Source organism: Pseudomonas sp. D(2018) (assembly GCF_005502555.1).
Taxonomy (GTDB): domain Bacteria; phylum Pseudomonadota; class Gammaproteobacteria; order Pseudomonadales; family Pseudomonadaceae; genus Metapseudomonas; species Metapseudomonas resinovorans.
This window is the reverse complement of the sequence record NZ_SCOK01000070.1, coordinates 1-22,969: the sequence shown is the minus strand read 5'-3', so window position 1 is coordinate 22,969 and position 22,969 is coordinate 1. Positions and strand designations below refer to the sequence as shown.

The window sequence follows — 22,969 nt, the reverse complement described above, 5'->3', positions numbered from 1 at the left end:
CACCACGACCACTCTGGCGGACGCCGGCAACGCCCAGAGCGCGCGCGTCTCCGCGATCGTTTGCACCACCTGCTCCAGGCGCGCCAGGGGCTGCGGTGCGTCGACTGTCTTCAGCCGGGGGTTGCGCCGGGCATCGCTCAGCGCCACTTTCCAACTGGCCTTGGCCAACTCCAGCGCCACTGCCAGGACCGGTTCATTCGCACTATGCTGTTCAACGTAGGCCGTCCGCATGTCGATTCCTCCTCTGGGCCAAACCTTCTATCCCCCGGATTAAGAATCGGCGTGCGGGCGGCCTTTGCATAGGATCTACAGTTCTCAGTCGCCGATCAGGAGTGCAAGGGACTCTGCTTGCGCTCGCCGCGCGGCGAGTGGCCGAAGAAGCGGCTGTAGCACTTGGAGAAGTGCGCCGGGGAGGCGAAGCCGCAGGCCATGGCGATGTCGCGGACCTGGGACTCGCTGCGCAGCAACAAATCGCGGGCGCGGTTAAGGCGCAGTTCCAGGTAGTACTGGCTGGGCGTGCGGTCCAGGTACTTGTGGAACAACCGTTCCAGCTGGCGTACCGACACTTCGTTGAGCTGCGCCAGTTCTTCCAGCTCCAGGGGCTCTTCCAGGTTGGCTTCCATGATCGCGACGATCTGGCTCAGTTTCGGCTGGGCATGGCCGAGCTTCTGCCGCAGCGGAACACGCTGCTGCTCACGGGCGCCGCGCATGCGGTCGCAGAGCAACAGCTCGGCGGCGCGGGTGGCGATCTCCACGCCGCCGGGTTCGCGGGCGATCAGTTGCAGCGTCATGTCCATGGAGGCGGTGCCGCCGGAACAGGTGTAGCGGTCGCGGTCCAGCTCGAACAGCTGGTTGGAGATGATGATGCCGGGGAACTTGTCCTTCACCTGTTCGATGTCTTCCCAGTGCATGGTGCAGCGGTAGCCCTTGAGCAGCTCGGCACTGGCCAGCAGGTGGCTGCCGGTGCAGATGCCGCCCAGCGGCACGTCGTGCTGCGCCAGCTTGCGCACCCAGTGCAGCAGGCGGCGGTCGTAGCGCGGCGGCATGGGGTTGGAACCGACGACGAACAGGGCGTCCAGCTCGGGGGCGTCGTCGAGGCTGTGATCGGGGACCACGCGCATGCCGTTGCTGGCCTGAACCGGCTCGTGGTCGGCGGCGATCAGCAGGGTACGGAACAGGCTGCGCTTGGCGGCCAGGTTGGCCATGCGCAGGGTCTCGATCGCCGAGGCGAAGCCGATGGTGGTGAAGTTGGGGATCAACAGGAAGCCGAAGGTCTTCACTCCGGCCGGCCGGGGTTGGCCTGATGTTTCGTCGACGGGCGGCGCCGCAAGGTTCGCAACAGCCATCTGGTTCTTCCTCCACTGCTTCGACTGTCGTTTTTGGGTATAGGCGGGTGAGGCAGACGTCGAAATGCAGCTCTGTCTTTTTATTGTTCTGCGGCGCGGGAGCGGGCCTGCGCCGGGGTCCAGCTTACACCCATTCCAACCCGGCATCAGCGGCGTCCGGCGTGAAATCCGGGGGCCAGCGAAGCGGTCTCCGGTAATCGAACGGTTTTACTTCGCTGCCTGGGTAGGTTTGGGCATTTACACGTCGCAAACAGGCAAACGGGGTGTCGGGCTATTTCGCACAATCGGCCGCAACAGGTAGGTACCGACAGGATTTCAGCGGTCGGTGCAGAGCCCCCAAAACAACAGAGACGACAGCGGGTTGTCGCAGGAGATCATCGATGTTCAGCAAGCAAGACCAGATCCAGGGTTACGACGACGAACTGTTCAGCGCGATGCAGGAAGAAGAGCACCGTCAGGAAGACCACATCGAGCTGATCGCCTCGGAGAACTACACCAGCAAGCGCGTGATGGAGGCCCAGGGCAGCGGCCTGACCAACAAATACGCCGAAGGCTACCCGGGCAAGCGTTACTACGGTGGCTGCGAGTTCGTCGACAAGGTCGAGCAGCTGGCCATCGACCGCGCCAAGCAACTCTTCGGTGCCGATTACGCCAACGTCCAGCCGCACTCCGGTTCCCAGGCCAACAGCGCCGTCTACCTTGCCCTGCTCAATGCGGGTGACACCATCCTTGGCATGAGCCTGGCCCATGGCGGCCACCTGACCCACGGCGCCAAGGTGTCGTCCTCCGGCAAGCTCTACAACGCGGTGCAGTACGGCCTGGACACCGCCACCGGCCTGATCGATTACGACGAAGTCGAGCGCCTGGCCGTTGAGCACAAGCCGAAGATGATCGTTGCCGGCTTCTCCGCCTACTCCAAGACCCTCGACTTCCCGCGCTTCCGCGCCATCGCCGACAAGGTCGGTGCACTGTTGTTCGTCGACATGGCCCACGTCGCTGGCCTGGTGGCCGCCGGCCTGTACCCGAACCCGCTGCCCTACGCCGACGTGGTTACCACCACCACCCACAAGACCCTGCGCGGTCCGCGTGGCGGCCTGATCCTGGCCAAATCCAACGAAGAGATCGAGAAGAAGCTGAACTCCGCCGTGTTCCCCGGCGCCCAGGGCGGCCCGCTGATGCACGTGATCGCCGCCAAGGCCGTGTGCTTCAAGGAAGCGCTGGAGCCCGGCTTCAAGGACTACCAGGCTCAGGTCATCAAGAACGCCAAGGCCATGGCCAAGGTGTTCATCGACCGCGGCTATGACGTGGTCTCTGGCGGCACCGACAACCACCTGTTCCTGGTCAGCCTGATCAAGCAGGGCAAGACCGGCAAAGAGGCCGACGCCGCCCTCGGCCGCGCCGGTATCACCGTGAACAAGAACGCCGTGCCGAACGACCCGCAGTCGCCTTTCGTGACCTCGGGCGTGCGTATCGGCACCCCGGCCATCACCAGCCGTGGTTTCAAGGAAGCGCAGAGCATCGAGCTGGCTGGCTGGATCTGCGACATCCTCGACCACCTCGGCGATGCCGACGTCGAAGCCCAGGTGGCCAAGCAGGTCGCCGGTCTCTGCGCCGACTTCCCCGTCTACCGCTGATCCAGGAGTCCGAACATGCAACGTTATTCCGGCTTCGGTCTGTTCAAGCACTCCCTGAGCCACCACGAAAACTGGCAACGCATGTGGCGCAACCCTACGCCGAAGCCGGTCTATGACGTGATCATCGTGGGCGGCGGCGGCCACGGCCTGGCTACTGCCTACTACCTGGCCAAGGAATTTGGCGTGAAGAACGTCGCGGTAGTGGAGAAAGGCTGGCTGGGCGGCGGCAACACCGCGCGCAACACCACCATCGTCCGCTCCAACTACCTGTGGGACGAGTCCGCGCAGCTGTACGAGCACGCCATGAAACTGTGGGAAGGCCTGTCCCAGGACCTGAACTACAACGTGATGTTCTCCCAGCGTGGCGTCTACAACCTCTGCCACACCCTGCAGGACATGCGTGACTCGGCTCGCCGGGTCAACGCCAACCGCTTGAACGGCGTCGACGGCGAACTGCTGGACGCCCGCCAGGTGGCCGAGGAGATTCCCTTCCTCGACTGCAGCAAGAGCACCCGCTACCCGATCATGGGCTCCACCGTTCAGCGTCGCGGCGGCGTAGCCCGTCACGATGCCGTGGCCTGGGGCTACGCCCGTGCCGCCGACGCCTTGGGCGTCGACCTCTTGCAGAACACCGAAGTACTCGGCTTCCGCAAGCAGGATGGCGCGGTGATCGGTGTGGAAACCAATCGCGGCTTCATCGGTGCCAAGCGCGTCGGTGTGGTCACCGCCGGCAACTCCGGGCACATGGCCAAGCAGGCCGGTTTCCGCCTGCCGCTGGAATCCCACCCGCTGCAGGCCCTGGTGTCCGAGCCGATCAAGCCGATTATCCACAGCGTGATCATGTCCAACGCCGTGCACGGCTACATCAGCCAGTCCGACAAGGGCGACCTGGTGATCGGTGCCGGTATCGACGGCTACAACGGCTACGGCCAGCGCGGTTCCTACGGGACCATCGAGCACACCCTGCAGGCCATCGTGGAGATGTTCCCGATCCTCTCCCGCGTGCGCATGAACCGTCAGTGGGGCGGCATCGTGGATACCACCCCGGACGCCTGCCCGATCATCTCCAAGACCCCGGTGAAGAACCTGTTCTTCAACTGCGGCTGGGGCACCGGCGGCTTCAAGGCTACCCCGGGTTCGGGCCACGTCTTTGCGGCGAGCCTGGCGCGTGGCGAGATGCACCCGCTGGCCAAGCCCTTCTCCATCGACCGTTTCCATACCGGCGCACTGATCGACGAGCACGGCGCCGCTGCCGTGGCTCACTAAGGAGAATCGCCATGCTGCACATTTTCTGCCCCTACTGTGGCGAACTGCGCTCCGAAGAGGAATTCCACGCCAAGGGCCAGGCGCACATCCCGCGCCCGCTGGACCCCAACGCCTGCACCGATGAGGAGTGGGGCGACTACATCTTCTTCCGCGACAACCCGCGCGGCATCCACCACGAGCTGTGGGTGCACGCCGCCGGCTGCCGCAAGTACTTCAACGCCACGCGCCACACCGTGAGCTACGAGATCCTCGAAACCTACAAGATCGGTGAGAAGCCCACTGTCACCGAGGCCAACGTCGGCGACAAGAAAGCCGCGACCGCAGGAGTAACGGCATGAGCCAGGTCAACCGCCTTCCCAAGGGTGGCCGCGTCGATCGCAGCCAACCGCTGACCTTCACCTTCAACGGCCAGAACTACCAGGGCTTCTCCGGCGACACCCTGGCCGCCGCCCTGCTGGCCAACGGCGTCGATATCATCGGCCGCAGCTTCAAGTATTCCCGTCCGCGCGGCATCGTCGCCGCCGGTGCGGAAGAGCCCAACGCCGTGTTGCAGATCGGTTCCACCGAGAGCTCCCAGGTACCGAACGTGCGTGCCACCCAGCAGGCCCTGTATGCCGGCCTGGTGGCCAGCAGCACCAACGGCTGGCCGAACGTGAACAACGACGTGATGGGCATCCTCGGCAAGGTCGGCGGCGGCATGATGCCGCCCGGGTTCTACTACAAGACCTTCATGTACCCGCAGAACCTGTGGCTGACCTACGAGAAGTACATCCGCAAGGCCGCCGGCCTCGGTCGTGCGCCGCTCGAAGTCGACCCTGACATCTATGACCACATGAATCAGTACTGCGACGTGCTGGTGGTCGGCGCCGGCCCGGCTGGCCTGGCCGCCGCCCTGGCCGCTGGTCGCAGCGGTGCCCGCGTGATCCTGGCGGACGAGCAGGAAGAGTTCGGCGGCAGCCTGCTGGATACCCGCGAGACCCTGGACGGCAAGCCTGCTGCCGAGTGGGTGGCCAAGGTCATCGCCGAGCTGGAGACACTGCCGGAAGTGACCCTGCTGTCGCGCGCCACGGTGAACGGCTATCACGACCACAACTTCCTCACCATCCACCAGCGCCTGACTGACCATCTTGGCGAGGTTGCGCCCCATGGGCAGGCCCGTCATCGCGTGCATCGCGTCCGTGCCAAGCGCGTGGTGCTGGCCGCCGGCGCCCACGAGCGTCCGCTGGTGTATTCGAACAACGATGTGCCGGGCAACATGCTCGCCGGCTCCGTCTCCACCTATGTGAACCGCTACGGCGTGGCCCCTGGCCGCCAACTGGTGCTGTCCACCAACAACGACTACGCCTACCGCGTGGTGCTGGATTGGCTCGATGCCGGCCAGCAAGTGGTGGCCGTGGCCGATGCCCGCAGCAACCCGCGCGGTGCCTGGGTGGAAGAAGCCCGTGCCCGTGGCGTGCGCATCCTCACCGGCAGCGCCGTGGTCGAGGCCCGTGGCAGCAAGCGCGTCACCGGTGCCCGCATCTGCGCCATCGACCTGAAAGGCCACAAGGTCACCAGCCCCGGCGAAGTGGTGGACTGCGACCTGATCGTCAGCTCCGGCGGCTACAGCCCGGTGGTGCACCTGGCCTCCCACCTGGGCGGCAAGCCGACCTGGCGTGAAGACATCCTCGCCTTCGTTCCTGGCGAAGGCTTCCAGAAGCGTTACTGCGCCGGTGCCGTGAATGGCGTGTTCGGCCTGGGCGATGCGCTGGCCGATGGCTTCGAAGCCGGTGCCAAGGCGGGTGCCGAGGCGGGCTTCAAAGTGGTCGAAGGCAGCCTGCCGAAGACCGAGAAGCGCAAGGAAGAGGCCACCGTGGCGCTGTTCCAGGTGCCGCACGACAAGTCCACCTCCCGTGCGCCGAAGCAGTTCGTCGACCTGCAGAACGATGTCACCTCCGCCGGCATCGAACTGGCTACCCGCGAGGGCTTCGAGTCGGTCGAGCACGTCAAGCGCTACACCGCACTGGGCTTCGGTACCGACCAGGGCAAGCTGGGCAACATCAACGGTCTGGCCATCGCCGCCCGTTCGATGGGCATCAGCATCGCCGAGATGGGTACCACCATGTTCCGCCCGAACTACACCCCGGTGACCTTCGGCGCGGTTGCCGGCCGTCACTGCGGCCACCTGTTCGAGCCCAAGCGTTACACCGCCATGCATCGCTGGCACCTGGAGCAGGGCGCGGAGTTCGAGGACGTCGGCCAGTGGAAACGCCCCTGGTACTTCCCCAAGCGCGGCGAAGACATGCACGCCGCCGTGGACCGCGAATGCAAGGCTGTGCGTGACAGCGTGGGCATCCTCGATGCCTCGACCCTGGGCAAGATCGATATCCAGGGCCCGGATGCGCGCGAGTTCCTCAACCGCGTCTACACCAACGCCTGGACCAAGCTGGATGTGGGCAAGGCCCGTTACGGCCTGATGTGCAAGGAAGACGGCATGGTCTTCGACGACGGCGTGACCGCCTGCATCGGCGAGAACCATTTCGTCATGACCACTACCACCGGCGGCGCCGCCCGTGTGATGGAGTGGCTGGAGATCTACCACCAGACCGAATGGCCGGAACTGAAGGTGTACTTCACCTCGGTCACCGACCACTGGGCCACCATGACCCTGTCCGGCCCGAACAGCCGCAAATTGCTGGCCGAGGTCACCGACATCGACCTGGACAAGGACGCCTTCCCCTTCATGAGCTGGAAGGAAGGTCTGGTCGGGGGCGTGCCGGCGCGGGTGTTCCGTATCTCCTTCACCGGTGAGCTGTCCTACGAGGTGAACGTGCAGGCCGACTACGCGCTGGGCGTGTGGGAGAAGATCGTCGAGGCCGGCAAGAAGTACAACCTGACCCCCTACGGCACCGAAACCATGCACGTGCTGCGGGCCGAGAAGGGCTTCATCATCATCGGTCAGGATACCGACGGCTCGGTGACCCCGGACGACCTGAACATGGGCTGGTGCGTTGGCCGCAGCAAGGCCTTCTCCTGGATCGGCTGGCGCGGCATGAACCGCGAGGACTGCCTGCGTGAAGAGCGCAAGCAACTGGTGGGCCTCAAGCCCATCGACCCGAACAAGGTGCTGCCGGAAGGTGCCCAACTGGTGTTCGATCCGAAGCAATCCATCCCGATGAAGATGGTCGGCCACGTCACCTCCAGCTACATGAGCGCGACCTTGGGATATTCCTTCGCCATGGCTGTGGTCAAGGGCGGCCTGAAGCGCATGGGCGAACGCGTGTTCGCACCGCTGGCCGATGGCAGCGTGATCGAAGCCGAAATCTGCAGCTCCGTGTTCTATGACCCGAAAGGGGACCGCCAGAATGTCTAACGTGAACGTCTACAAGCAGCGCCCCGACTCCGCCCATGCCGAATCGCCGCTGTACCACGCCGGCCTCGACGAGTTGGCGCGCAAGGGCAAGAGCAGTGCAGGGGTGACCCTGCGCGAGAAGAAGCTCCTCGGACACCTGGTGATCCGTGGCGACGCCAAGGACCCGGCCTTCGCCGGTGGCGTGCACAGCGCCCTCGGCCTGGAGCTGCCGGTCGCCCTGACGCTGGTGGCCAGCGGCGACACCTCGCTGCAGTGGCTGGGCCCGGATGAGTGGCTGCTGATCGTGCCGAGCGGGCAGGAGTTCGAAGTCGAACAGCGCCTGCGCAAGGCGCTGGATGGCCAGCACATCTCCGTGGTCAACGTCAGCGGTGGCCAGACCATCCTCGAGCTCTCCGGGCCCAAGGCCCGCGAGGTGCTGATGAAGTCCACCCCCTACGATGTGCACCCGAGCAACTTCCCGGTGGGCAAGGCTGTCGGCAGCACCTTCGCCAAGGCCTCGCTGGTGATTCGCCATACCGGCGAAGACACCTGGGAACTGCTGATCCGCCGCAGCTTCTCCGACTACTTCTGGCTCTGGCTGCAAGATGCCAGTGCTGAGTTCGGACTGGCGGTGAAGGCCTGACGGGAAAACGGAAAGCCCCCTCTCCCCTTGGGAGAGGGGAGACAAACATCGGAGTCCGCATATGAGCCGCACACCCGATACCTGGATTCTCACCGCCCACTGCCCGAGCGTGCTCGGTACCGTGGATGCGGTGACACGCTTTCTCTTCGAGCAGCGTTGCTACGTCACCGAGCACCACTCCTTCGATGACCGGCTGTCCTCGCGCTTCTTCATCCGGGTCGAGTTCCGCCAGCCGGACGACTTCGACGAACAGTCGTTCCGCGCTGGCCTGGCCGAGCGCCTGGCGCCCTTCGACATGCAGGTGGAGCTGACGCCGCCGGGCTATCGCGCCAAGGTGGTGCTGATGGTGTCCAAGGCCGACCACTGCCTGAACGACCTGCTCTATCGCCAGCGTATCGGCCAGTTGGCCATGGATGTGGTCGCAGTGGTGTCCAACCACCCGGACCTGGAGCCGCTCGCGCGCTGGCACGGGATTCCCTATCACCATTTCCCCCTCGATCCCAACGACAAGCCCGCGCAGGAGCGCCGTGTGATGCAGGTGATCGAGGAGACCGGCGCCGAGCTGGTGGTCCTCGCCCGCTACATGCAGGTGCTGTCGCCCGAACTGTGCAAAAGGCTCGATGGCTGGGCGATCAACATCCACCACTCGCTGCTGCCCGGCTTCAAGGGCGCCAAGCCCTACCACCAGGCGTACCAGAAGGGCGTGAAGCTGGTGGGGGCCACGGCGCACTACATCAACAACGACCTGGACGAAGGCCCGATCATCGCCCAGGGCGTCGAAGCGGTAGATCACGCGCATTACCCCGAAGACCTGATCGCCAAGGGCCGCGACATCGAGTGCCTGACCCTGGCCAAGGCCGTGGGCTATCACATCGAACGCCGCGTGTTCCTCAACGCCAACCGCACGGTGGTGCTCAACGCCTGATCACGTGGCTACCCTACTTGAGGAACCCGCCCTGCCAGGTTTAACCGGCGGTTTCCGGCAACAGACGCAAGCTCCAGTGCAAGGCCGCGTGGCCGTCGGTCGCGCCTTTGTATTCACAACAACAACGGAGAATTACGCATGTCTGGTAATCGTGGTGTCGTTTATCTCGGTTCGGGGAAGGTCGAAGTCCAGAAGATCGACTACCCCAAAATGCAGGACCCGCGTGGCAAGAAGATCGAACACGGGGTCATCCTGAAAGTCGTCTCCACCAACATCTGCGGCTCGGACCAGCACATGGTGCGCGGCCGTACCACCGCCCAAGTCGGCCTCGTGCTTGGCCATGAGATCACCGGCGAGGTGATCGAGAAGGGCAGCGACGTCGAGAACCTGAAGATCGGCGACCTGGTTTCCGTGCCCTTCAACGTCGCGTGCGGCCGCTGCCGCTCCTGCAAGGAACAGCACACCGGCGTCTGCCTCACCGTCAACCCGGCCCGCGCCGGCGGCGCCTACGGCTATGTCGACATGGGCGACTGGACCGGCGGCCAGGCCGAATACGTGCTGGTGCCGTACGCCGACTTCAACCTGCTGAAGCTGCCGGACCGCGACAAGGCCATGGAGAAAATCCGTGACCTGACCTGCCTCTCCGACATCCTGCCGACCGGCTACCACGGTGCGGTCACCGCCGGCGTCGGCCCGGGCAGCACCGTGTATGTCGCCGGTGCCGGCCCCGTCGGTCTGGCCGCGGCTGCCTCCGCCCGCCTGCTGGGCGCGGCCGTGGTCATCGTCGGTGACGTGAACCCGGTGCGCCTGGCCCATGCCAAGGCCGTCGGCTTCGAAATCGCCGACCTGTCGCTGGACACCCCGCTGCACGAGCAGATCGCCGCCCTGCTGGGCGAGCCGGAAGTGGACTGCGCGGTCGACGCCGTGGGCTTCGAAGCCCGTGGCCATGGCCATTCCGGTGCGCAACATGAAGCCCCGGCCACCGTGCTCAACTCGCTGATGCAGGTCACCCGCGTGGCCGGCAAGATCGGTATCCCCGGCCTCTACGTCACCGAAGACCCGGGCGCGGTGGATGCCGCCGCCAAGATCGGTGCCCTGAGCATCCGCTTCGGCCTCGGCTGGGCGAAATCCCACAGCTTCCACACCGGCCAGACCCCGGTGATGAAGTACAACCGCGCGCTCATGCAAGCGATCATGTGGGACCGCATCAACATCGCCGAAGTGGTGGGCGTGCAGGTCATCAGCCTGGACGACGCGCCGCGTGGCTACGGCGAGTTCGATGCCGGCGTGCCGAAGAAATTCGTCATCGACCCGCACAAGACCTTCAGCGCCGCGTGATCGACTGCAAGACCCCCGACGCCGTGATGTGACAGCCGCGGCGTCTGTCCCTCAAGGAGCCTTCGGGCTCCTTTTTTTGTTTGTGGCCAGAGGGGCCGGGGATGAGTGGAGACGGCGTGCTATCCATCAACCGCGAAAGATGGGTTTCGCTTCGCTCTACGCCATCCTACGGGATGTTCCGCCGGTCATTCTTCTTCCAGCTCCACGAACCGCTCCAGATCCACCACGTCCAGCTTGATCCGCCCGACGAAGGCCGAGAACGCTAGCGCGGCCGCGAGACGACGCAGGTCGGCGGCCCAGGGCGGTACGAAGCGCGGTTGTTGCAGCCAGCCAGACTCGAACAAGGGCGCCAGGGTTACGACGTCGCCGGTGGTCATGCGACCGGCGAACAGTTGGCGGAGCAGCTCCGGGCGGTTGTCGCGTACCGCAACCCTGAGCAGGGTGTGCACGCCGAGCATGCCGATCACATAACAGGCGTCCTTGGTGAAGGCGCCCCCGCCACGCACGTCAGCGCCGCGGAATACGCGCTGGGTTGAGCGGAAGGATTCTTCCTCCGACTGTCCCGCTTCCAGAAAGCCCTTGAACACGTCGATGAAGTCCGCGCCGTCCAGGGCCTGCTGCACAGCGACCACCCGCAGGGCGACGCGGCGCAGGCGCTGGATGTCGATGCTGCCGGTCAGCAGCTCGGCGAGCATGGCGATGCCTTCCTGGGTCAGGGTGGTGCGCGGTGCGCCCAAAGCCAGGCTGGTGAGGTGCTTCTGGGCGCGGCCGTTCAGCGCAGTACCGACATGGACGAAGGCTTCGTGCTGGAGGAGCTGCGCCTTGTCCAGCTCGGAAAAGCGCGCCGAGGCCCGCAGGCGAATGCGCGTGGCTCCGGCGATGGCCTTGGACGCGAGGTCCGGGTCCAGCACCACGCGAACCTCACCAGGGCCGAAGAAGGCATCCACTTCGGCGCGCATCCAGGTGGCGAAGTCTTCGGCCGGGATATTCGCGTCGGTCGCGGGAATGCGCCGGCTGTCCAGCAGGGCGTCGGTGGTGTCGAGGAAGAAGCGTGCGGCATCCAGCGGCGTCATCTTCTGCCGCTCGTAATAGTGGTCGGGACGCTGGTAGAGGCGTGCGGAGTAGTGGGTGAAATCCGAGGTGCCGATGGCGCCCAGCATGCGTCCGGCGCAGGCGTAGCTGCGGGCGGTGGCCGCCAGGAAAGCGCCAGCCGGGTGGCCGGTGTCGCACTGGTGGGCGAGCCCTTCCAGCGCCTCAATATCAGCACTGTGGTCCCGCGGGGCGAGTTCGACCTTGGGCAGCGTGGGTCGTCCGGCGCGCCATTCGGCGAGGAAGTGGTCTTCGATGCCGTCCGGCCAGGCAATGGCGTCGAGTACGCGGATCTTGCGCGCCAAGCCGGGGAGGGCGGCATCGAGTTCGGCCAGGCGGGATTCGTTCATGGGAAATGGCCAGGAGGGAGGTCATTTCAGGCTAGCTCATCGCTTGCGCGGACAAGCGTGCCCGCTCTTCGGGAGGTCGGAGAACTTACCCGACAGAACGCCGGGAACACGGCCCGCTTCTGCGCAGTCATAGGGGTGAGCCTCCGCTCACCGGCCGGTACGTAGTGTTCCGGCGCGGACTTTTCCTTGAGGTCGACTTATGCACACTTCCCGAAGCCTGACCCTGGCCGTCCTGCTCAGTCTGGCCGCCAGCCCGGTGTTCGCCGTTACCCTGGGCGACGTCGTCGCTGCTGCCGCCGCAAGCGGCGCGGGTAGTCAGGAGGACAAGGCGCCGGGGATCGAGCCGGCGGAATCTGCCGCGTTGCTGGAGCAGTTGGGCGGCCAGTTGCAGATCACCCCGGAGCAGGCCATTGGCGGCGCCGCAGCGCTGTTCGGCCTGGCGCGCAACAACTTGCCGGCTGACCAGTTCGCCCAACTGGACCAGGCGGTGCCGGGCGTGGGCATGCTCACCGACCCCAACACCCAGGGCCTGCTCAGCAGTCTCGGTGGTCTGCTGGGGCAGCAGGCGGGCAGCATCGCGGGTGGTGGTCTGGGCAATCAGGCCGGCGTGCTCGCCGGTCAGCCGATGAACAACATGGCGGATGTGAGCCAGGCTTTCGGATCCCTGGGAATGGATAGCGGCCTGATCGGCCAGTTCGCCCCGCTGATCCTCTCCTTCCTTGGCCAGCAGGGTCTGGCTGACTCGCTACTGCAGAGCCTCGGCAATCTGTGGAAGTGGACCACGCCGCCGGTGCCCTCCAGCCCGGTCAACCCGGCCGGGCAGGCGGTCCCGGTGAACGGTCTGTCAACCTGATGCGAGAGGGGCAGGCGTCCGCGCCTACCCCTGCAGCTCCGCGCGCAGTTGGCTGATGCGCGCGTCCTTCTCCTGCCAGAGCCGGCTGACCCAGGCCTGCACGTATTGGCGGAATTCCCCGTCGTTCTCGTAGTCGCCCTGCCACAGGGCCGGGTCCAGTTCGCGGGTCTGGATGTCCACGATCACCCGTGGCACCTGGCCGGAAATCAGTGCCCAGAAGCCCGGCACGCCCTGGCCGGGATAGACCAGGGTGACGTCGAGGATGGCGTCCAGTTGCTCGCCCAGGGCCGCCAGGACGAAGGCCACGCCGCCGGCCTTGGGCTTCAGAAGGTGCTGGTAGGGTGAGCCCTGGTTGGCGTGTTTGACGGGGGTGAAGCGGGTGCCTTCGAGGTAGTTCACCACGGTCACCGGCATGCGCTTGAACTTCTCGCAGGCGGCCTTGGTGATTTCCAGGTCTTTGCCTTTCATCTCCGGGTGCTTGTCGAGGAAGGCCTTGCTGTAGCGCTTCATGAAGGGGTAGTCGAGGGCCCAGAAGGCCAGACCGAGGAGCGGGACCCAGATCAGCTCCTTCTTCAGGAAGAACTTGAAGTAGGGCGCCTTGCGGTTGAACGCCTGGACCAGCGCGGGGATGTCCACCCAGGACTGGTGGTTGCTGATGACCAGGTAGGAGGTGTCGTTGCGTAGCCCTTCGCCGCCACGGATCTCCCAGCGGGTGGGCGTGAGAAGGGCGAAGATGCGCTTGCAGTTCTCGGCCCAGGCTTCGGCGACCCACATCACCCCGCGGGAACAGGCATCGTGCAGGGCCTGGCCGGGCAGGATCAGCTTGAGCAGGGCGATGGCCAGCATCGGGCCAATCAGGATCAGGGTGTTGAGCAAGAGCAGCAGGGTGGTGGCGATTCCGGTCAACAGTACCTGCATGAGTCCTCGGCTCCTTGTCCTCTGGTGTGCGCGCCATCATAACCAGTCGACGCGGATGCGACGAGCGGTCGGGAGCCTTGCTACCCGCAAGGGGGCGAGTATGCTTCGGGCACTCGCTGGCGCGTCGACGGCGAACCATTTTCCCCTTCGGCCAGTCCCAGAACCGTACCCCTCAACCAGGAGATGCTGCGTTGAAACCCCTGATTGCCCTGCTTGCGCTGGTGGCGTTACCCGCTGTCGCCGCCCCGGAGCCCACACTCTATGGCCGTTACGAATATGTGCGCCTGCCGGAAATCGGCCAGACCCTGAAAGCCAAGATGGACACCGGCGCCCTCACTGCGTCCCTGTCGGCCAAGGATATCGAGCGCTTCAAGCGTGACGGCGAGGAATGGGTGCGTTTCCGCCTGGCCACCAAGGACGCCGATGACACGCTGTTCGAACATCGCCTGTCGCGGATCAGCAAGATCAAGAACCGCGCCGACGAACTGGGCGACGAAGACGAAGCGCCCACGGCGGAGATTTCCAAGCGCCCGGTAGTCGACATGGAAATGTGCCTGGGGGGCGTCAAGCGCACGGTAGAGGTGAACCTCACCGACCGTTCCAGCTTCAACTACCCGCTGTTGATCGGCGCCAAGGCCCTGCGCGAATTCAAGGCCGCGATCTACGCAGGGCGCAAGTTCACCGCCGGCAAGCCCCAGTGCTGATTGGCACGGATTGACGGGGCAAGTGGCATGGGGCAACGTCGGCGCATTTCCATGAGCCAGGACGCCCATGCCGCACATCCTCATCGTCGAAGATGAAGCCGCCATCGCCGACACCCTGATCTACGCCCTCGAAGCCGATGGCAACGCCACCACCTGGCTGAGCCTCGGCGGCCCGGCGCTGGAACTGTTGCGCCAGCAGGCTGTGGACCTGGTCATCCTCGACGTGGGACTGCCGGACACCAGCGGCTTCGAGCTATGCAAGACGCTGCGGCGCTTCTCCGAGGTGCCGGTGCTGTTCCTTACCGCACGCAATGCCGAGATCGACCGCGTAGTGGGGCTGGAGATCGGCGCCGACGACTACGTGGTAAAGCCCTTCAGCCCGCGCGAAGTGGCCGCGCGGGTCCGCGCCATCCTCAAGCGCACAGCGCCGCGTGACCCGGCCCCCGCGCCGGTTGCCGACGGCCCCTTCCTGGTGGATGGCGAGCGTGTGCGCATTCACTACCATGGCCAACTCCTGGGGCTGACCCGGCACGAGTTCCGCTTGCTGCAGACCTTGCTGGCGCAGCCCGAGCGCGTGTTCAGCCGTGAACAGCTGCTGGACGCCCTGGGCGTGTCCGCCGATGCCGGCTACGAGCGCAATATCGACAGCCACATAAAAAGCCTGCGCGCCAAGCTGCGCCAGGTGGCGCCGGCTGCCGAACCCATCCAGACCCATCGCGGCCTGGGCTACAGCTACGCGCCGAGCCACGCCTGATGCCGTTGGGCATTCGCATTTTCCTGGCCTACTTCCTTTTCGTCGGCCTGGCCAGTTGGTTCGTGCTCAGCACGGTGATGGACGAGATCCGTCCCGGCGTGCGCCAGTCCACCGAGGAGACCCTGGTGGACACGGCCAACCTGCTGGCGGAAATCCTCCGAGACGAGGTGCGCGCCGGCACCCTGGACCAGGGCCGCCTGCCCGAACTGCTGCGTGCCTACGGCCAGCGCCAGCCGGGCGCCGACATCTGGGGCGTGCGCAAGACGCAGGTGAACCACCGTATCTACGTCACCGATGACAAGGGCGTCGTGCTGCTCGACTCCAGCGGCGCGGCCGTGGGCCAGGACTACTCGCGCTGGAACGACGTCTACCGGACCCTGCGCGGCCAGTACGGCGCCCGCTCCACCCGCGAGGACCCGAACGACCCGGATTCGTCGGTCATGTATGTCGCGGCGCCGATTCGCGATGGCGAACGGATCATCGGCGTCGTCTCCGTAGCCAAGCCCAACGCCTCGCTGCAACCCTACATCGAGCGCTCGCAGACGCGCCTGGCCTGGCTCGGCGCCGGGTTGATCGGCCTCGGCCTGCTGGTGGGCGGGCTGCTCTCCTGGTGGCTCAGCCGATCGCTGCGCCGCCTGCGTGACTATGCCCAGGCCGTGAGCGAGGGGCAGCGCGCGGAGCTACCGGCCATGAGCGGTGGCGAGCTTCGGCAGTTGGCGGCGGCGGTGGAGCGCATGCGCACCCAACTGGAAGGCAAGGCGTACGTCGAGCGATACGTACACACCCTGACACACGAATTGAAGAGCCCCCTGGCCGCCATCCGTGGTGCCGCCGAGTTGCTGGAGGGCGAGATGCCGGCGGAGCAGCGGCAGCGTTTCGTGGCCAACATCGGCAACGAGGGCGCACGCTTGCAGCAGCTGATCGAGCGTCTGCTCAATCTGGCCCAGGTGGAGCAGCGCCAAGGCCTGGAGGAGCGGGCTCCGGTGCCGTTGCGCGAGCTTGTCGACACGCTGCTGCAGGCCCAGGCGGCGCGCATCGAGGCGGGCGTGCTCAAGGTTGAAAACCGAATCGCACCGGAATTGTGCGTGATGGGCGAGCGCTTCCTGATCAGCCAGGCCCTGGCCAACCTGCTGGACAACGCCCTCGACTTCACCCCGCCCGGTGGCCAGCTGCGGCTGGACGCAGCGCCACAAGGCACCTCGCTGGAACTACGGCTTTTCAACCAGGGCGAGCCCATCCCCGAGTTCGCTTTACCGCGGCTTACCGAGCGGTTCTATTCCCTGCCGCGCCCCGCAACGGGGCGCAAGAGCACCGGCCTCGGCCTCAATTTCGTGCAGGAAGTCGCCGAACTCCATGGCGGCGAACTCCTGGTGCGGAATATCGATAACGGCGTTCTGGCCTGCCTGCGACTTCCCGCCGTCGCGGATTGACACGCGGCCGCCGCCCGGCAGCGTCAGCCGCTTCCGCTATCGGCTATAAATTGACCAAGGGGCGCCCACACTTTCGGCGGGCGTTATCACCCTGTAACCAGGTTTTGGCTTGATTCTTGATGCGGCTCTTATGCACAGCGCCGAGCTTCGACTACAAGAAACACAGGCCCTTAAGGAGCTGCCGGATGAAAACAGTCGCCGAAATTCTCAGAGCCAAATCCCACGCCCAGCTGTTCAGCGTCGATCCCACCACCACCGTTCTGGAGGCCGCCCTGCTGATGGCCGACAAAGACATCGGCGCGTTGGTGGTGATGCAGGGCGGCGAGTTGGTAGGCATCGTCACCGAGCGTGATTTCGTACGCCGCGTCGCGGCCCTGGAGCGCTCTGCCTACGCCACCACCATCGAAGAGGTGATGACCTCCAACCTTTTCGTGGTGACCCCGCGTGACAGCAACCAGTACTGCATGCAACTGATGACCGAGAAGAACCTGCGCCACCTGCCGGTGCTGCAGGACGGCAAGCTGGTGGGCCTGCTCTCCATCCGCGACCTGGTGCGCGACATCACCGCGGAGCAGGAAAGCCTGATCCAGCATCTGGAGCAGTACATTCGCGGCGCTTAGTTCATCTGCCTGGCTTGGACACCTTGTGGGGGCGAATTCATTCGCCCCCATTCCCCACACAATCTCCACATATCCCCCATAAGCCCACCTCGGGCGCTCCCCAGACTCTCCCCACCACAACACAAGGAGAGTCGCCATGACCCGTACCCTGGGCTTCAAGTTGGGCACCATCGCCCTGCTGATGCTGCTACTGATGATTCCGCTGATGCTGATCGATGGCCTGATCAGCGAGCGCCAGGTGGCGCGCGAGGGTGTGTTGGCCAACATCGCCCAGAGTTCCAGCTACAGCCAGCGGATCACCGGGCCGATCCTGGTGGTGCCCTACAAGCGCACGGTGCGCGAGTGGAAGACCTATGAGCAGACCGGCCAACGCCGCCTGGAAGAGCGGGAGGTGAGCAGCCGGCTGTACTTTCTCCCCGAGCACTTCAACCTGACCGGCAGCGTCGACACCGAGCTGCGCGCGCGTGGCATCTACAAGGCTCGGCTGTACAAGAGCGACAGCCAGATCAGTGGGCAGATCCTGGTGCCGGCCAACTACGGTATTAGCGAGGACCTGGCGGACTACCGCTTCGAGCAGCCTTTCCTGGCGGTGGGCATCAGTGATATCCGCGGCATCGGCAACGCCCTGAAGCTGCGCCTGAACGGCCAGTCCCTGGACTTCCAACCCGGCACTGGCGACCGCCTGCTCAACGGCGGTGTGCATGTGCCGCTGGCCGCTTTGCAGGCCGGGGTTGTGCAGAGCCTCGACTTCGCCTTCGACCTCAAGCTGCAAGGTACTTCCAGCCTGAGCGTGACACCGGTGGGTCGTGACTCGCGGGTGGAGCTGAGCTCGCCCTGGCCGCACCCGAGCTTCATCGGCGAGTTCCTGCCCAGTGAGCGCAGCATCAGCGCCCAAGGCTTTTCCGCGACCTGGCAGACCAGCTTCTTCGCCACCAACCTGCAGGAGGCCCTGGCCGATTGCGTCGGCGAGGAGCAGTGCAACGCCTTCTACTCGCGGGACTTCGGCGTGAGCTTCGTCGACCCGGTGGACCAGTACCTGAAGACCGACCGCGCGATCAAGTACGCCCTGCTGTTCGTGGCCCTGACCTTCGCCGGTTTCTTCCTGGTGGAAGTGCTCAAGCGCCTGGCGGTGCACCCGGTGCAGTACGGCCTGGTGGGCCTGGCCCTGGCGTTCTTCTACCTGCTGCTGTTGTCGCTCTCCGAGCACCTGGAGTTTGCGCTGGCCTACGCCATTTCGGCGTCCGCCTGCGTGGCGCTGGTGGGCTTCTATGTCAGTCATGTGCTGCACAGCTGGATGCGCGGTGGCGGCTTCACCCTGGCACTGGCGGCGCTCTACGGGATGCTCTACGGCTTGCTCAGCGCCGAGGACTACGCGCTGCTGATGGGCTCGCTGCTGGTGTTCGGCCTGCTCGCCTGCGTGATGGTGCTGACCCGCAAGCTGGACTGGTACGGCGTTGGCCGCGCCCAGCCGGCCAGCGGTAACTGAGGAGGACGGTCATGCGTGTACTGATGCAATTCGGCGGCTGCTTCCTGCTTGGCCTGGCGATTTCGGTGCTGGTCCTGGGTGGCCTGATGTTCGCCGGAGCCTTCGGCTTCATCGACCTCTGGCTATTCACCGGAAAACCCCTGGCGGGCCTCGCCCTGTGGCTGCTGCCGGATAGCTTCTGGCAAGGTCTGACTGGCGTGCTGGACGCGGCCCACAACCCGGCAGTGCGTTCCTTCCTCGAACTCTTTGCGGCACTGGGGCAGGGCGCGCTGCTCATGGCGGTGGGCTTCTTCTGGTTCTGGTACCGACGTGCGGGAGTTCTGCAATGAGACTGCTGGGGCTGCGCGAGGATCAAGAACGGGTTGCGAAACTGGCGGCGGAGCTGGACAGGCTGTTCAACGCCTGTCTGCCGCCTCCGCGCCTGGTATCAGGGCGCCGGCGCAGTGGCCTGCAGCGAAGGACGCTGGTTGACGGCTGAGTACCAGGCCGCCAGCTTCGGGCAGTCTCGGCGCCAGTTGAGGTCGGGCATGCGGAAGTCCAGGTAGCCCAGGGCACAGGCGGCACTGATGGCTGCCACGTCGAAGCGTTCGTCCAGCTCGTCGGCGGATTGCTCGAAGGTTTCCAGGGCGCGGTCGATCTTGCTGCATTGGCCCATGACCCAATCGTCCCAGCGTTTGTCTTCGGGGCGCAGGAAGGTTTCGTAGCGCACCAGAATGGCGGCATCCAACACCGCGTCGGCCAGGGAGGCCAGGGTCAGGCGCCGCCAGCGCGTTGCACCGTCGCGGGGGATCAGCGGCTCGCCGCCATGCTGGTGGTCGAAGTAGTCGAGGATCACCCGGCTGTCGTGCAACACGCTGCCGTCAGCCAGTTGCAGGGCGGGAATCTTGCCCGCGGGGTTGTGTTCGTTCACCTCCGCGCTTGGGTTCACCGGGGTCAGGGTCACGCCGTGCAGGCTGACCGCGTCCAGTTGACCGGTTTCATGCAGCAGCACCATGACCTTGCGGACGTACGGGGAAGTGGGGGAGAAGAACAGGGTCAGGGCGGCGCTCATGCGGGGACCTCGGCGGCTGCAGCGGTGTAATGGCGCAGTTATACCGCATTGGAATGCTGCCGGGCAGGCGGGGCGGCGCTTTGGGCGGGACTCTCGCCTCAGAGCGCGGGAGCGTGCTGTCGGCGCTGCCAGCGGGACAGGGCGGAGGCCAGTGCGGCGGGGCTCTCCAGCCCCTGGCGGCGGGCGCGGCTGAACAGGATCAGGGCGATTTCGGCCGTGACCAGGGCATCGGCACTGGCGTTATGGCGTTGCTGCACGTGCAAGCCGAAGTATTCCACCCACTCATCCAGGCCGCCGTTGCGGATGCCAGCCTCCGGACACAGCATCGGGGCCAGTTCGGCAATGTCCAGGAAACAGTGGCGCAGGCGGTGATCGAGGTCCTGCTTGAGGGCGCGGCTCAGCATGCGCTGGTCGAAGGTGGCGTGGAAGGCCAGCAGCGGGCTGCCGCCGAGAAACTCCATGAAACTCAGCAGGGCTTCGGCCGGTTCCACGCCGGCGGCCAGCTCGCTCGGTGCGATGCCATGAATCAGCACGCTGGCGTTGAGCTTGCCGGTGTCGCGCTGCAGGGTGCATTCGAACTGGTTGCCGAGGTCGATGGCGCCGTCGTCGATGCTCACTGCGCCGATGGACAGCACCAGGTCACGACTCATGTTCAGGCCGCTGGTTTCCAGGTCCAGCACGACGAAGCGCTGCTGACGCAGGGGGCGTTCGTCCAGTGGCTGGGGATCGGGGAGGCCATCGCGACGGGCGGCGATGACCGGGTCCAGGGGCGTGCGGCGGGAGAACCAGGGGAAACCGTTCATAGTTGATAACGTAGCGCCAGGCTGGATTGCAGGCGCTGGGCCTGACGGAAGGACTCGCGCAGGATGCGCCGGTCCAGGTGGTTGAGCGTGTCCGGATCGAGCCGGTTGGAGTAGGGCAGGCCCTGCCGCGCCTGCTGCTGGTGCTGTTGCATGCGGGTCTGCTGGATGAAGTGATAGGCCTCTTCATAGGCGGCCCCATCCTGGGCGTCCACTACTTCGCGCTCCACCAGTTGGCGCAGGCGCTCCAGGGTGCCGCAGGCGCTGATGCCATGGGCCAGCGCAAGCAGCCGGGCGCCGTCGACGAAGGGCGTCAGGCCTTGCACCTTGAGGTCGAGGGTGTCTTTCTCGGCGCCTTTGCGGGCCACCACGAAATCCCGGAATCGCCCCACCGGCGGGCGTTGACGCAGGGCGGTGTCGGCCAGCATGCGCTGGAACAGGCTGTTGTCGGCGACCAGTACCAGTAGTTCCCGCTGCAGCGCCTCGCAGCCCTCAGTGGGGCCCCAGACGGCGCGCAGGTCGAAATAGATGCTTGAGCCCAAGAGGTTCTCCGGCGTCGCCTCGCGGACGAAGCTGGCGAAGCGCCGGCTCCATTCGCTGCGCGACAGGCAGAGTTGCGGGTTGCCGGCCATGATGCCGCCCTTGCACAGCTCGAATCCGCATTGGGCCAGGTACTGGTTGACGCGTTCAGCCAGTGGCAGAAGGCGTCCGCGAATGGCGGCGGCGTCCACTGCATCGGCCGCCTCGAAGAGGATGCCGTTGTCCTGGTCGGTGTGCAGGGTCTGTTCGGAGCGCCCTTCGCTACCAAAGCAGAGCCAGGTGAAGGGAATGCCCGGGTCGCCCATTTCCTCGATCGTCAGCTCGATCACCCGGCACACGGTGTGGTCGTTGAGCAGGGTGATGATGCGAGTGATCTGGGTCGAACTGGCGCCGTGGGCGAGCATGTTGTCCACCAGGCGCTGAATCTCGCCGCGCAGGGCGGCCAGGGTCTCGACGCGGCCAGCGTGGCGAATGGTGCGCGCCAGGTGCACCAGGTCGACCCGCTGCAAGGAGAAGAGGTCGCGCTCGGATACCACCCCCAGCAAGCGCTCGCCGCCGACCACGCAGACGTGGGCGATGTGCCGTTCGGTCATCGCCAGGGCGGCATCGAAGGCGCTGGCTTCGGGCGGCAGGTGGAAGGGAGCCTGGGTCATGATTACCGCGATGGGCTGGGAGAGGTCGGCGCTGGCGTCGGCGATCACCCGGCGCAGGTCGCGCAGGGTGAAGATGCCCTGCGGTCGTTGCCGGGTGTCGACGATCACGATGCTGCCTACCTGCTGTTCGTGCATCAGCCGGACGGCGTCGCGCAGTGGCAGGTCCGGCAGGCAGGCGATGGGCTGGCGCACCGCCAATTCGCCCAGGCGGGTGTCCAGGGAATACTGGGCGCCGAGGGTCTCTACGGCGCGGAGCTGGACCTGCTGGTTGACCTGGTCGAGCAGGCTGCTGACCCCACGCAGGGCGAAGTCGCGGAAGGGATTGGAGAGGGCGAACAGCTTGACGAAGGCTGCCTTGCCGAGCAGCAGGCAGAAGGTGTCTTCGCCGGCCAGGTGTTCGGTGCGGGTAGCGCGCTCGCCGAGCAGGGCGGCCAGCGGGAAGCATTCACCGCTGGCGATCTCAAACGTGGTTTCAGTGCCGCGCCGAGCCGAGTGCGGGCGTTCGCCCACCACGCGGCCCTGCTTGACGATGTAGAAGTGCTCTACCGGCCCGTCCTGGGGCTTGATGATGGAGTCGCCAGCAGCATAGAAGCGCAGCAGGCAGTGCTCGACGAGGAAGGCGAGGTGGGCGCTTTCCATCTGGTTGAACGGCGGATACTTCTGCAGGAACTCCATGGTGCCGTGGATGTTCTGCATCACCGCCTGTTTGCCGGCGTGGGCGAAGGCGTCTGCCTTGTTCATGCTGATGCCTGCTGTTCTTGTTAGAGGAACCATGCTGCGCGCGGCAACGGGGGACACAAATTGGACGTAAGTCTAAAGGCAGGCAAGCAGGTCGTCGGAAAATCGGGTAGGCCGCTACCGTTTGGCGGATGCCGCATTCTGCACGGGAACTTGCGTGCATTTTGCGCATCGGACCTGCGTGCCCTGTGCTAAAGCTACTAGTGCGGGTAGCTGGGCCTGCCACGGAGGCCCCTTTCGAGGACGACCCCATGAGTTACGGTGACCTGCTGAGCGAAGCCGAGCTGCAAGCGCTTGAAGAAATCATGCGCGTGCCCAGCGCGCCGCCCAGTGTTCTGCTGGTGGACGACGACGAGGCCGGGCGCGACGCCCTGGCCGACGAACTCGTCGCGAAGGGCATCCCTTGCATCACTGCCGACAGCGGCGAGCAGGCGCTGGCGCTGCTGGTCACCCGTCCTTCGATCGGCCTGATGATCACCGAACTGCACATGCAGTGCGGC

General features: G+C 65.5%; 21 protein-coding genes and 1 pseudogene. 15 read left to right on the top strand and 7 right to left on the bottom strand.

Features of this window, described 5'->3' with window-relative positions; genetic code table 11:
* Together FFS60_RS26295 and FFS60_RS26290 are read right to left on the bottom strand one after the other, a co-directional pair.
* Nucleotides 1-231, bottom strand: a 231-nt coding sequence (locus FFS60_RS26295; protein ID WP_218570618.1) for a hypothetical protein, incomplete at its 3' end; no start/stop codon positions are given.
* Between the two features lie 95 nt (nucleotides 232-326).
* Nucleotides 327-1,346 carry a GlxA family transcriptional regulator gene (locus tag FFS60_RS26290; protein ID WP_028631175.1) on the bottom strand — a complete coding sequence of 340 codons (1,020 nt, stop codon included), beginning with the start codon at nucleotides 1,344-1,346 and terminating at the stop codon, nucleotides 327-329.
* Between the two features lie 380 nt (nucleotides 1,347-1,726).
* Between FFS60_RS26290 and glyA the strand changes: the two genes are divergently transcribed.
* The 7 genes from glyA (at nucleotide 1,727) to fdhA (ending at nucleotide 10,483) form a co-directional block, all read left to right on the top strand.
* Nucleotides 1,727-2,980 carry a serine hydroxymethyltransferase gene (gene glyA / locus FFS60_RS26285; protein ID WP_028631174.1) on the top strand — a complete coding sequence of 418 codons (1,254 nt, stop codon included), beginning with the start codon at nucleotides 1,727-1,729 and terminating at the stop codon, nucleotides 2,978-2,980.
* Between the two features lie 15 nt (nucleotides 2,981-2,995).
* Nucleotides 2,996-4,246, top strand: a complete 1,251-nt coding sequence (locus FFS60_RS26280) for a sarcosine oxidase subunit beta (protein WP_028631173.1) — start codon at nucleotides 2,996-2,998, stop codon at nucleotides 4,244-4,246.
* An 11-nt stretch (nucleotides 4,247-4,257) separates the two neighbouring features.
* A complete protein-coding gene (locus tag FFS60_RS26275) occupies nucleotides 4,258-4,584 on the top strand; it encodes a sarcosine oxidase subunit delta (RefSeq protein WP_028631172.1) in 327 nt (108 codons plus the stop codon).
* Nucleotides 4,581-7,598, top strand: coding sequence for a sarcosine oxidase subunit alpha (locus FFS60_RS26270; protein ID WP_028631171.1), 3,018 nt, complete (start codon nucleotides 4,581-4,583; stop codon nucleotides 7,596-7,598). The genes FFS60_RS26275 and FFS60_RS26270 overlap by 4 nt, the downstream gene beginning before the upstream one ends.
* Entirely contained in the window at nucleotides 7,591-8,220 is a 630-nt protein-coding gene (locus FFS60_RS26265; RefSeq protein WP_028631170.1) for a sarcosine oxidase subunit gamma, read from the top strand. The genes FFS60_RS26270 and FFS60_RS26265 overlap by 8 nt, the downstream gene beginning before the upstream one ends.
* Before the next feature lie 61 nt (nucleotides 8,221-8,281).
* Nucleotides 8,282-9,145, top strand: a complete 864-nt coding sequence (purU, locus tag FFS60_RS26260; protein WP_028631169.1) for a formyltetrahydrofolate deformylase — start codon at nucleotides 8,282-8,284, stop codon at nucleotides 9,143-9,145.
* Between the two features lie 138 nt (nucleotides 9,146-9,283).
* Complete coding sequence (gene fdhA, locus FFS60_RS26255; RefSeq protein WP_016490392.1) at nucleotides 9,284-10,483, top strand: formaldehyde dehydrogenase, glutathione-independent; 1,200 nt, start codon at nucleotides 9,284-9,286, stop codon at nucleotides 10,481-10,483.
* Between the two features lie 185 nt (nucleotides 10,484-10,668).
* Here the strand turns inward: fdhA and FFS60_RS26250 are convergent, their stop codons facing one another.
* On the bottom strand, nucleotides 10,669-11,922 hold the full coding sequence (locus FFS60_RS26250; RefSeq protein ID WP_137823651.1) for a flavohemoglobin expression-modulating QEGLA motif protein: 1,254 nt from the start codon (nucleotides 11,920-11,922) through the stop codon (nucleotides 10,669-10,671).
* A gap of 199 nt (nucleotides 11,923-12,121) precedes the next feature.
* On the opposite strand from FFS60_RS26250, the gene FFS60_RS26245 reads away from it, so the two are divergent.
* The gene (locus FFS60_RS26245; RefSeq protein ID WP_137823650.1) at nucleotides 12,122-12,775 is read left to right on the top strand and encodes a DUF2780 domain-containing protein; all 654 of its coding nucleotides are present in this window, start codon (nucleotides 12,122-12,124) and stop codon (nucleotides 12,773-12,775) included.
* 24 nt (nucleotides 12,776-12,799) lie between these two features.
* On the opposite strand, the gene FFS60_RS26240 is transcribed toward FFS60_RS26245, so the two are convergent.
* Nucleotides 12,800-13,693 (bottom strand): acyltransferase, encoded by an 894-nt coding sequence (locus FFS60_RS26240; protein ID WP_028631166.1) that lies wholly within the window; start codon nucleotides 13,691-13,693, stop codon nucleotides 12,800-12,802.
* A gap of 191 nt (nucleotides 13,694-13,884) precedes the next feature.
* Between FFS60_RS26240 and FFS60_RS26235 the strand changes: the two genes are divergently transcribed.
* The 6 genes from FFS60_RS26235 to FFS60_RS26210 all read left to right on the top strand — a co-directional run bounded on the left by FFS60_RS26235 (nucleotide 13,885) and on the right by FFS60_RS26210 (nucleotide 19,016).
* Nucleotides 13,885-14,397 (top strand): ATP-dependent zinc protease, encoded by a 513-nt coding sequence (locus FFS60_RS26235; protein ID WP_137823649.1) that lies wholly within the window; start codon nucleotides 13,885-13,887, stop codon nucleotides 14,395-14,397.
* Nucleotides 14,398-14,464: 67 nt separating this feature from the next.
* Nucleotides 14,465-15,151, top strand: a complete 687-nt coding sequence (gene creB, locus FFS60_RS26230; RefSeq protein ID WP_028631164.1) for a two-component system response regulator CreB — start codon at nucleotides 14,465-14,467, stop codon at nucleotides 15,149-15,151.
* On the top strand, nucleotides 15,151-16,581 hold the full coding sequence (gene creC, locus FFS60_RS26225) for a two-component system sensor histidine kinase CreC (RefSeq protein ID WP_137823648.1): 1,431 nt from the start codon (nucleotides 15,151-15,153) through the stop codon (nucleotides 16,579-16,581). Before creB ends, creC begins: the two co-directional genes overlap by 1 nt.
* 185 nt (nucleotides 16,582-16,766) lie before the next feature.
* Nucleotides 16,767-17,201, top strand: coding sequence for a CBS domain-containing protein (locus tag FFS60_RS26220; protein WP_137823647.1), 435 nt, complete (start codon nucleotides 16,767-16,769; stop codon nucleotides 17,199-17,201).
* Nucleotides 17,202-17,337: 136 nt separating this feature from the next.
* Nucleotides 17,338-18,687, top strand: a complete 1,350-nt coding sequence (creD, locus tag FFS60_RS26215) for a cell envelope integrity protein CreD (protein WP_028631161.1) — start codon at nucleotides 17,338-17,340, stop codon at nucleotides 18,685-18,687.
* A gap of 11 nt (nucleotides 18,688-18,698) precedes the next feature.
* Nucleotides 18,699-19,016, top strand: a complete 318-nt coding sequence (locus FFS60_RS26210) for a hypothetical protein (RefSeq protein ID WP_028631160.1) — start codon at nucleotides 18,699-18,701, stop codon at nucleotides 19,014-19,016.
* A gap of 98 nt (nucleotides 19,017-19,114) precedes the next feature.
* Here the strand turns inward: FFS60_RS26210 and FFS60_RS26205 are convergent, their stop codons facing one another.
* From FFS60_RS26205 to FFS60_RS26195, 3 genes are all read right to left on the bottom strand, one after another.
* Complete coding sequence (locus FFS60_RS26205) at nucleotides 19,115-19,738, bottom strand: glutathione S-transferase family protein (RefSeq protein WP_028631159.1); 624 nt, start codon at nucleotides 19,736-19,738, stop codon at nucleotides 19,115-19,117.
* 98 nt (nucleotides 19,739-19,836) lie between these two features.
* On the bottom strand, nucleotides 19,837-20,541 hold the full coding sequence (locus tag FFS60_RS26200; protein WP_137823646.1) for a PolC-type DNA polymerase III: 705 nt from the start codon (nucleotides 20,539-20,541) through the stop codon (nucleotides 19,837-19,839).
* Nucleotides 20,538-22,472, bottom strand: a complete 1,935-nt coding sequence (locus FFS60_RS26195; RefSeq protein WP_137823645.1) for a putative nucleotidyltransferase substrate binding domain-containing protein — start codon at nucleotides 22,470-22,472, stop codon at nucleotides 20,538-20,540. The genes FFS60_RS26200 and FFS60_RS26195 overlap by 4 nt, the downstream gene beginning before the upstream one ends.
* A gap of 248 nt (nucleotides 22,473-22,720) precedes the next feature.
* Between FFS60_RS26195 and FFS60_RS26190 the strand changes: the two are divergent.
* Nucleotides 22,721-22,969, top strand: a pseudogene (locus FFS60_RS26190) (response regulator); the annotation flags it as partial.

What these genes read in the sequence shown, in the direction of transcription:
- creD (WP_028631161.1), top strand. Translation starts at nt 17,338, where the DNA reads ATGACCCGTACCCTGGGCTTCAAGTTGGGCACCATCGCCCTGCTGATG.
- FFS60_RS26200 (WP_137823646.1), bottom strand. Translation starts at nt 20,541, where the DNA reads ATGAACGGTTTCCCCTGGTTCTCCCGCCGCACGCCCCTGGACCCGGTC.
- FFS60_RS26265 (WP_028631170.1), top strand. Translation starts at nt 7,591, where the DNA reads ATGTCTAACGTGAACGTCTACAAGCAGCGCCCCGACTCCGCCCATGCC.
- FFS60_RS26270 (WP_028631171.1), top strand. Translation starts at nt 4,581, where the DNA reads ATGAGCCAGGTCAACCGCCTTCCCAAGGGTGGCCGCGTCGATCGCAGC.
- glyA (WP_028631174.1), top strand. Translation starts at nt 1,727, where the DNA reads ATGTTCAGCAAGCAAGACCAGATCCAGGGTTACGACGACGAACTGTTC.
- FFS60_RS26280 (WP_028631173.1), top strand. Translation starts at nt 2,996, where the DNA reads ATGCAACGTTATTCCGGCTTCGGTCTGTTCAAGCACTCCCTGAGCCAC.
- FFS60_RS26195 (WP_137823645.1), bottom strand. Translation starts at nt 22,472, where the DNA reads ATGAACAAGGCAGACGCCTTCGCCCACGCCGGCAAACAGGCGGTGATG.
- FFS60_RS26245 (WP_137823650.1), top strand. Translation starts at nt 12,122, where the DNA reads ATGCACACTTCCCGAAGCCTGACCCTGGCCGTCCTGCTCAGTCTGGCC.
- creB (WP_028631164.1), top strand. Translation starts at nt 14,465, where the DNA reads ATGCCGCACATCCTCATCGTCGAAGATGAAGCCGCCATCGCCGACACC.
- FFS60_RS26275 (WP_028631172.1), top strand. Translation starts at nt 4,258, where the DNA reads ATGCTGCACATTTTCTGCCCCTACTGTGGCGAACTGCGCTCCGAAGAG.
- FFS60_RS26290 (WP_028631175.1), bottom strand. Translation starts at nt 1,346, where the DNA reads ATGGCTGTTGCGAACCTTGCGGCGCCGCCCGTCGACGAAACATCAGGC.
- FFS60_RS26210 (WP_028631160.1), top strand. Translation starts at nt 18,699, where the DNA reads ATGCGTGTACTGATGCAATTCGGCGGCTGCTTCCTGCTTGGCCTGGCG.
- FFS60_RS26250 (WP_137823651.1), bottom strand. Translation starts at nt 11,922, where the DNA reads ATGAACGAATCCCGCCTGGCCGAACTCGATGCCGCCCTCCCCGGCTTG.
- purU (WP_028631169.1), top strand. Translation starts at nt 8,282, where the DNA reads ATGAGCCGCACACCCGATACCTGGATTCTCACCGCCCACTGCCCGAGC.
- FFS60_RS26220 (WP_137823647.1), top strand. Translation starts at nt 16,767, where the DNA reads ATGAAAACAGTCGCCGAAATTCTCAGAGCCAAATCCCACGCCCAGCTG.
- FFS60_RS26240 (WP_028631166.1), bottom strand. Translation starts at nt 13,693, where the DNA reads ATGCAGGTACTGTTGACCGGAATCGCCACCACCCTGCTGCTCTTGCTC.
- fdhA (WP_016490392.1), top strand. Translation starts at nt 9,284, where the DNA reads ATGTCTGGTAATCGTGGTGTCGTTTATCTCGGTTCGGGGAAGGTCGAA.
- FFS60_RS26205 (WP_028631159.1), bottom strand. Translation starts at nt 19,738, where the DNA reads ATGAGCGCCGCCCTGACCCTGTTCTTCTCCCCCACTTCCCCGTACGTC.
- creC (WP_137823648.1), top strand. Translation starts at nt 15,151, where the DNA reads ATGCCGTTGGGCATTCGCATTTTCCTGGCCTACTTCCTTTTCGTCGGC.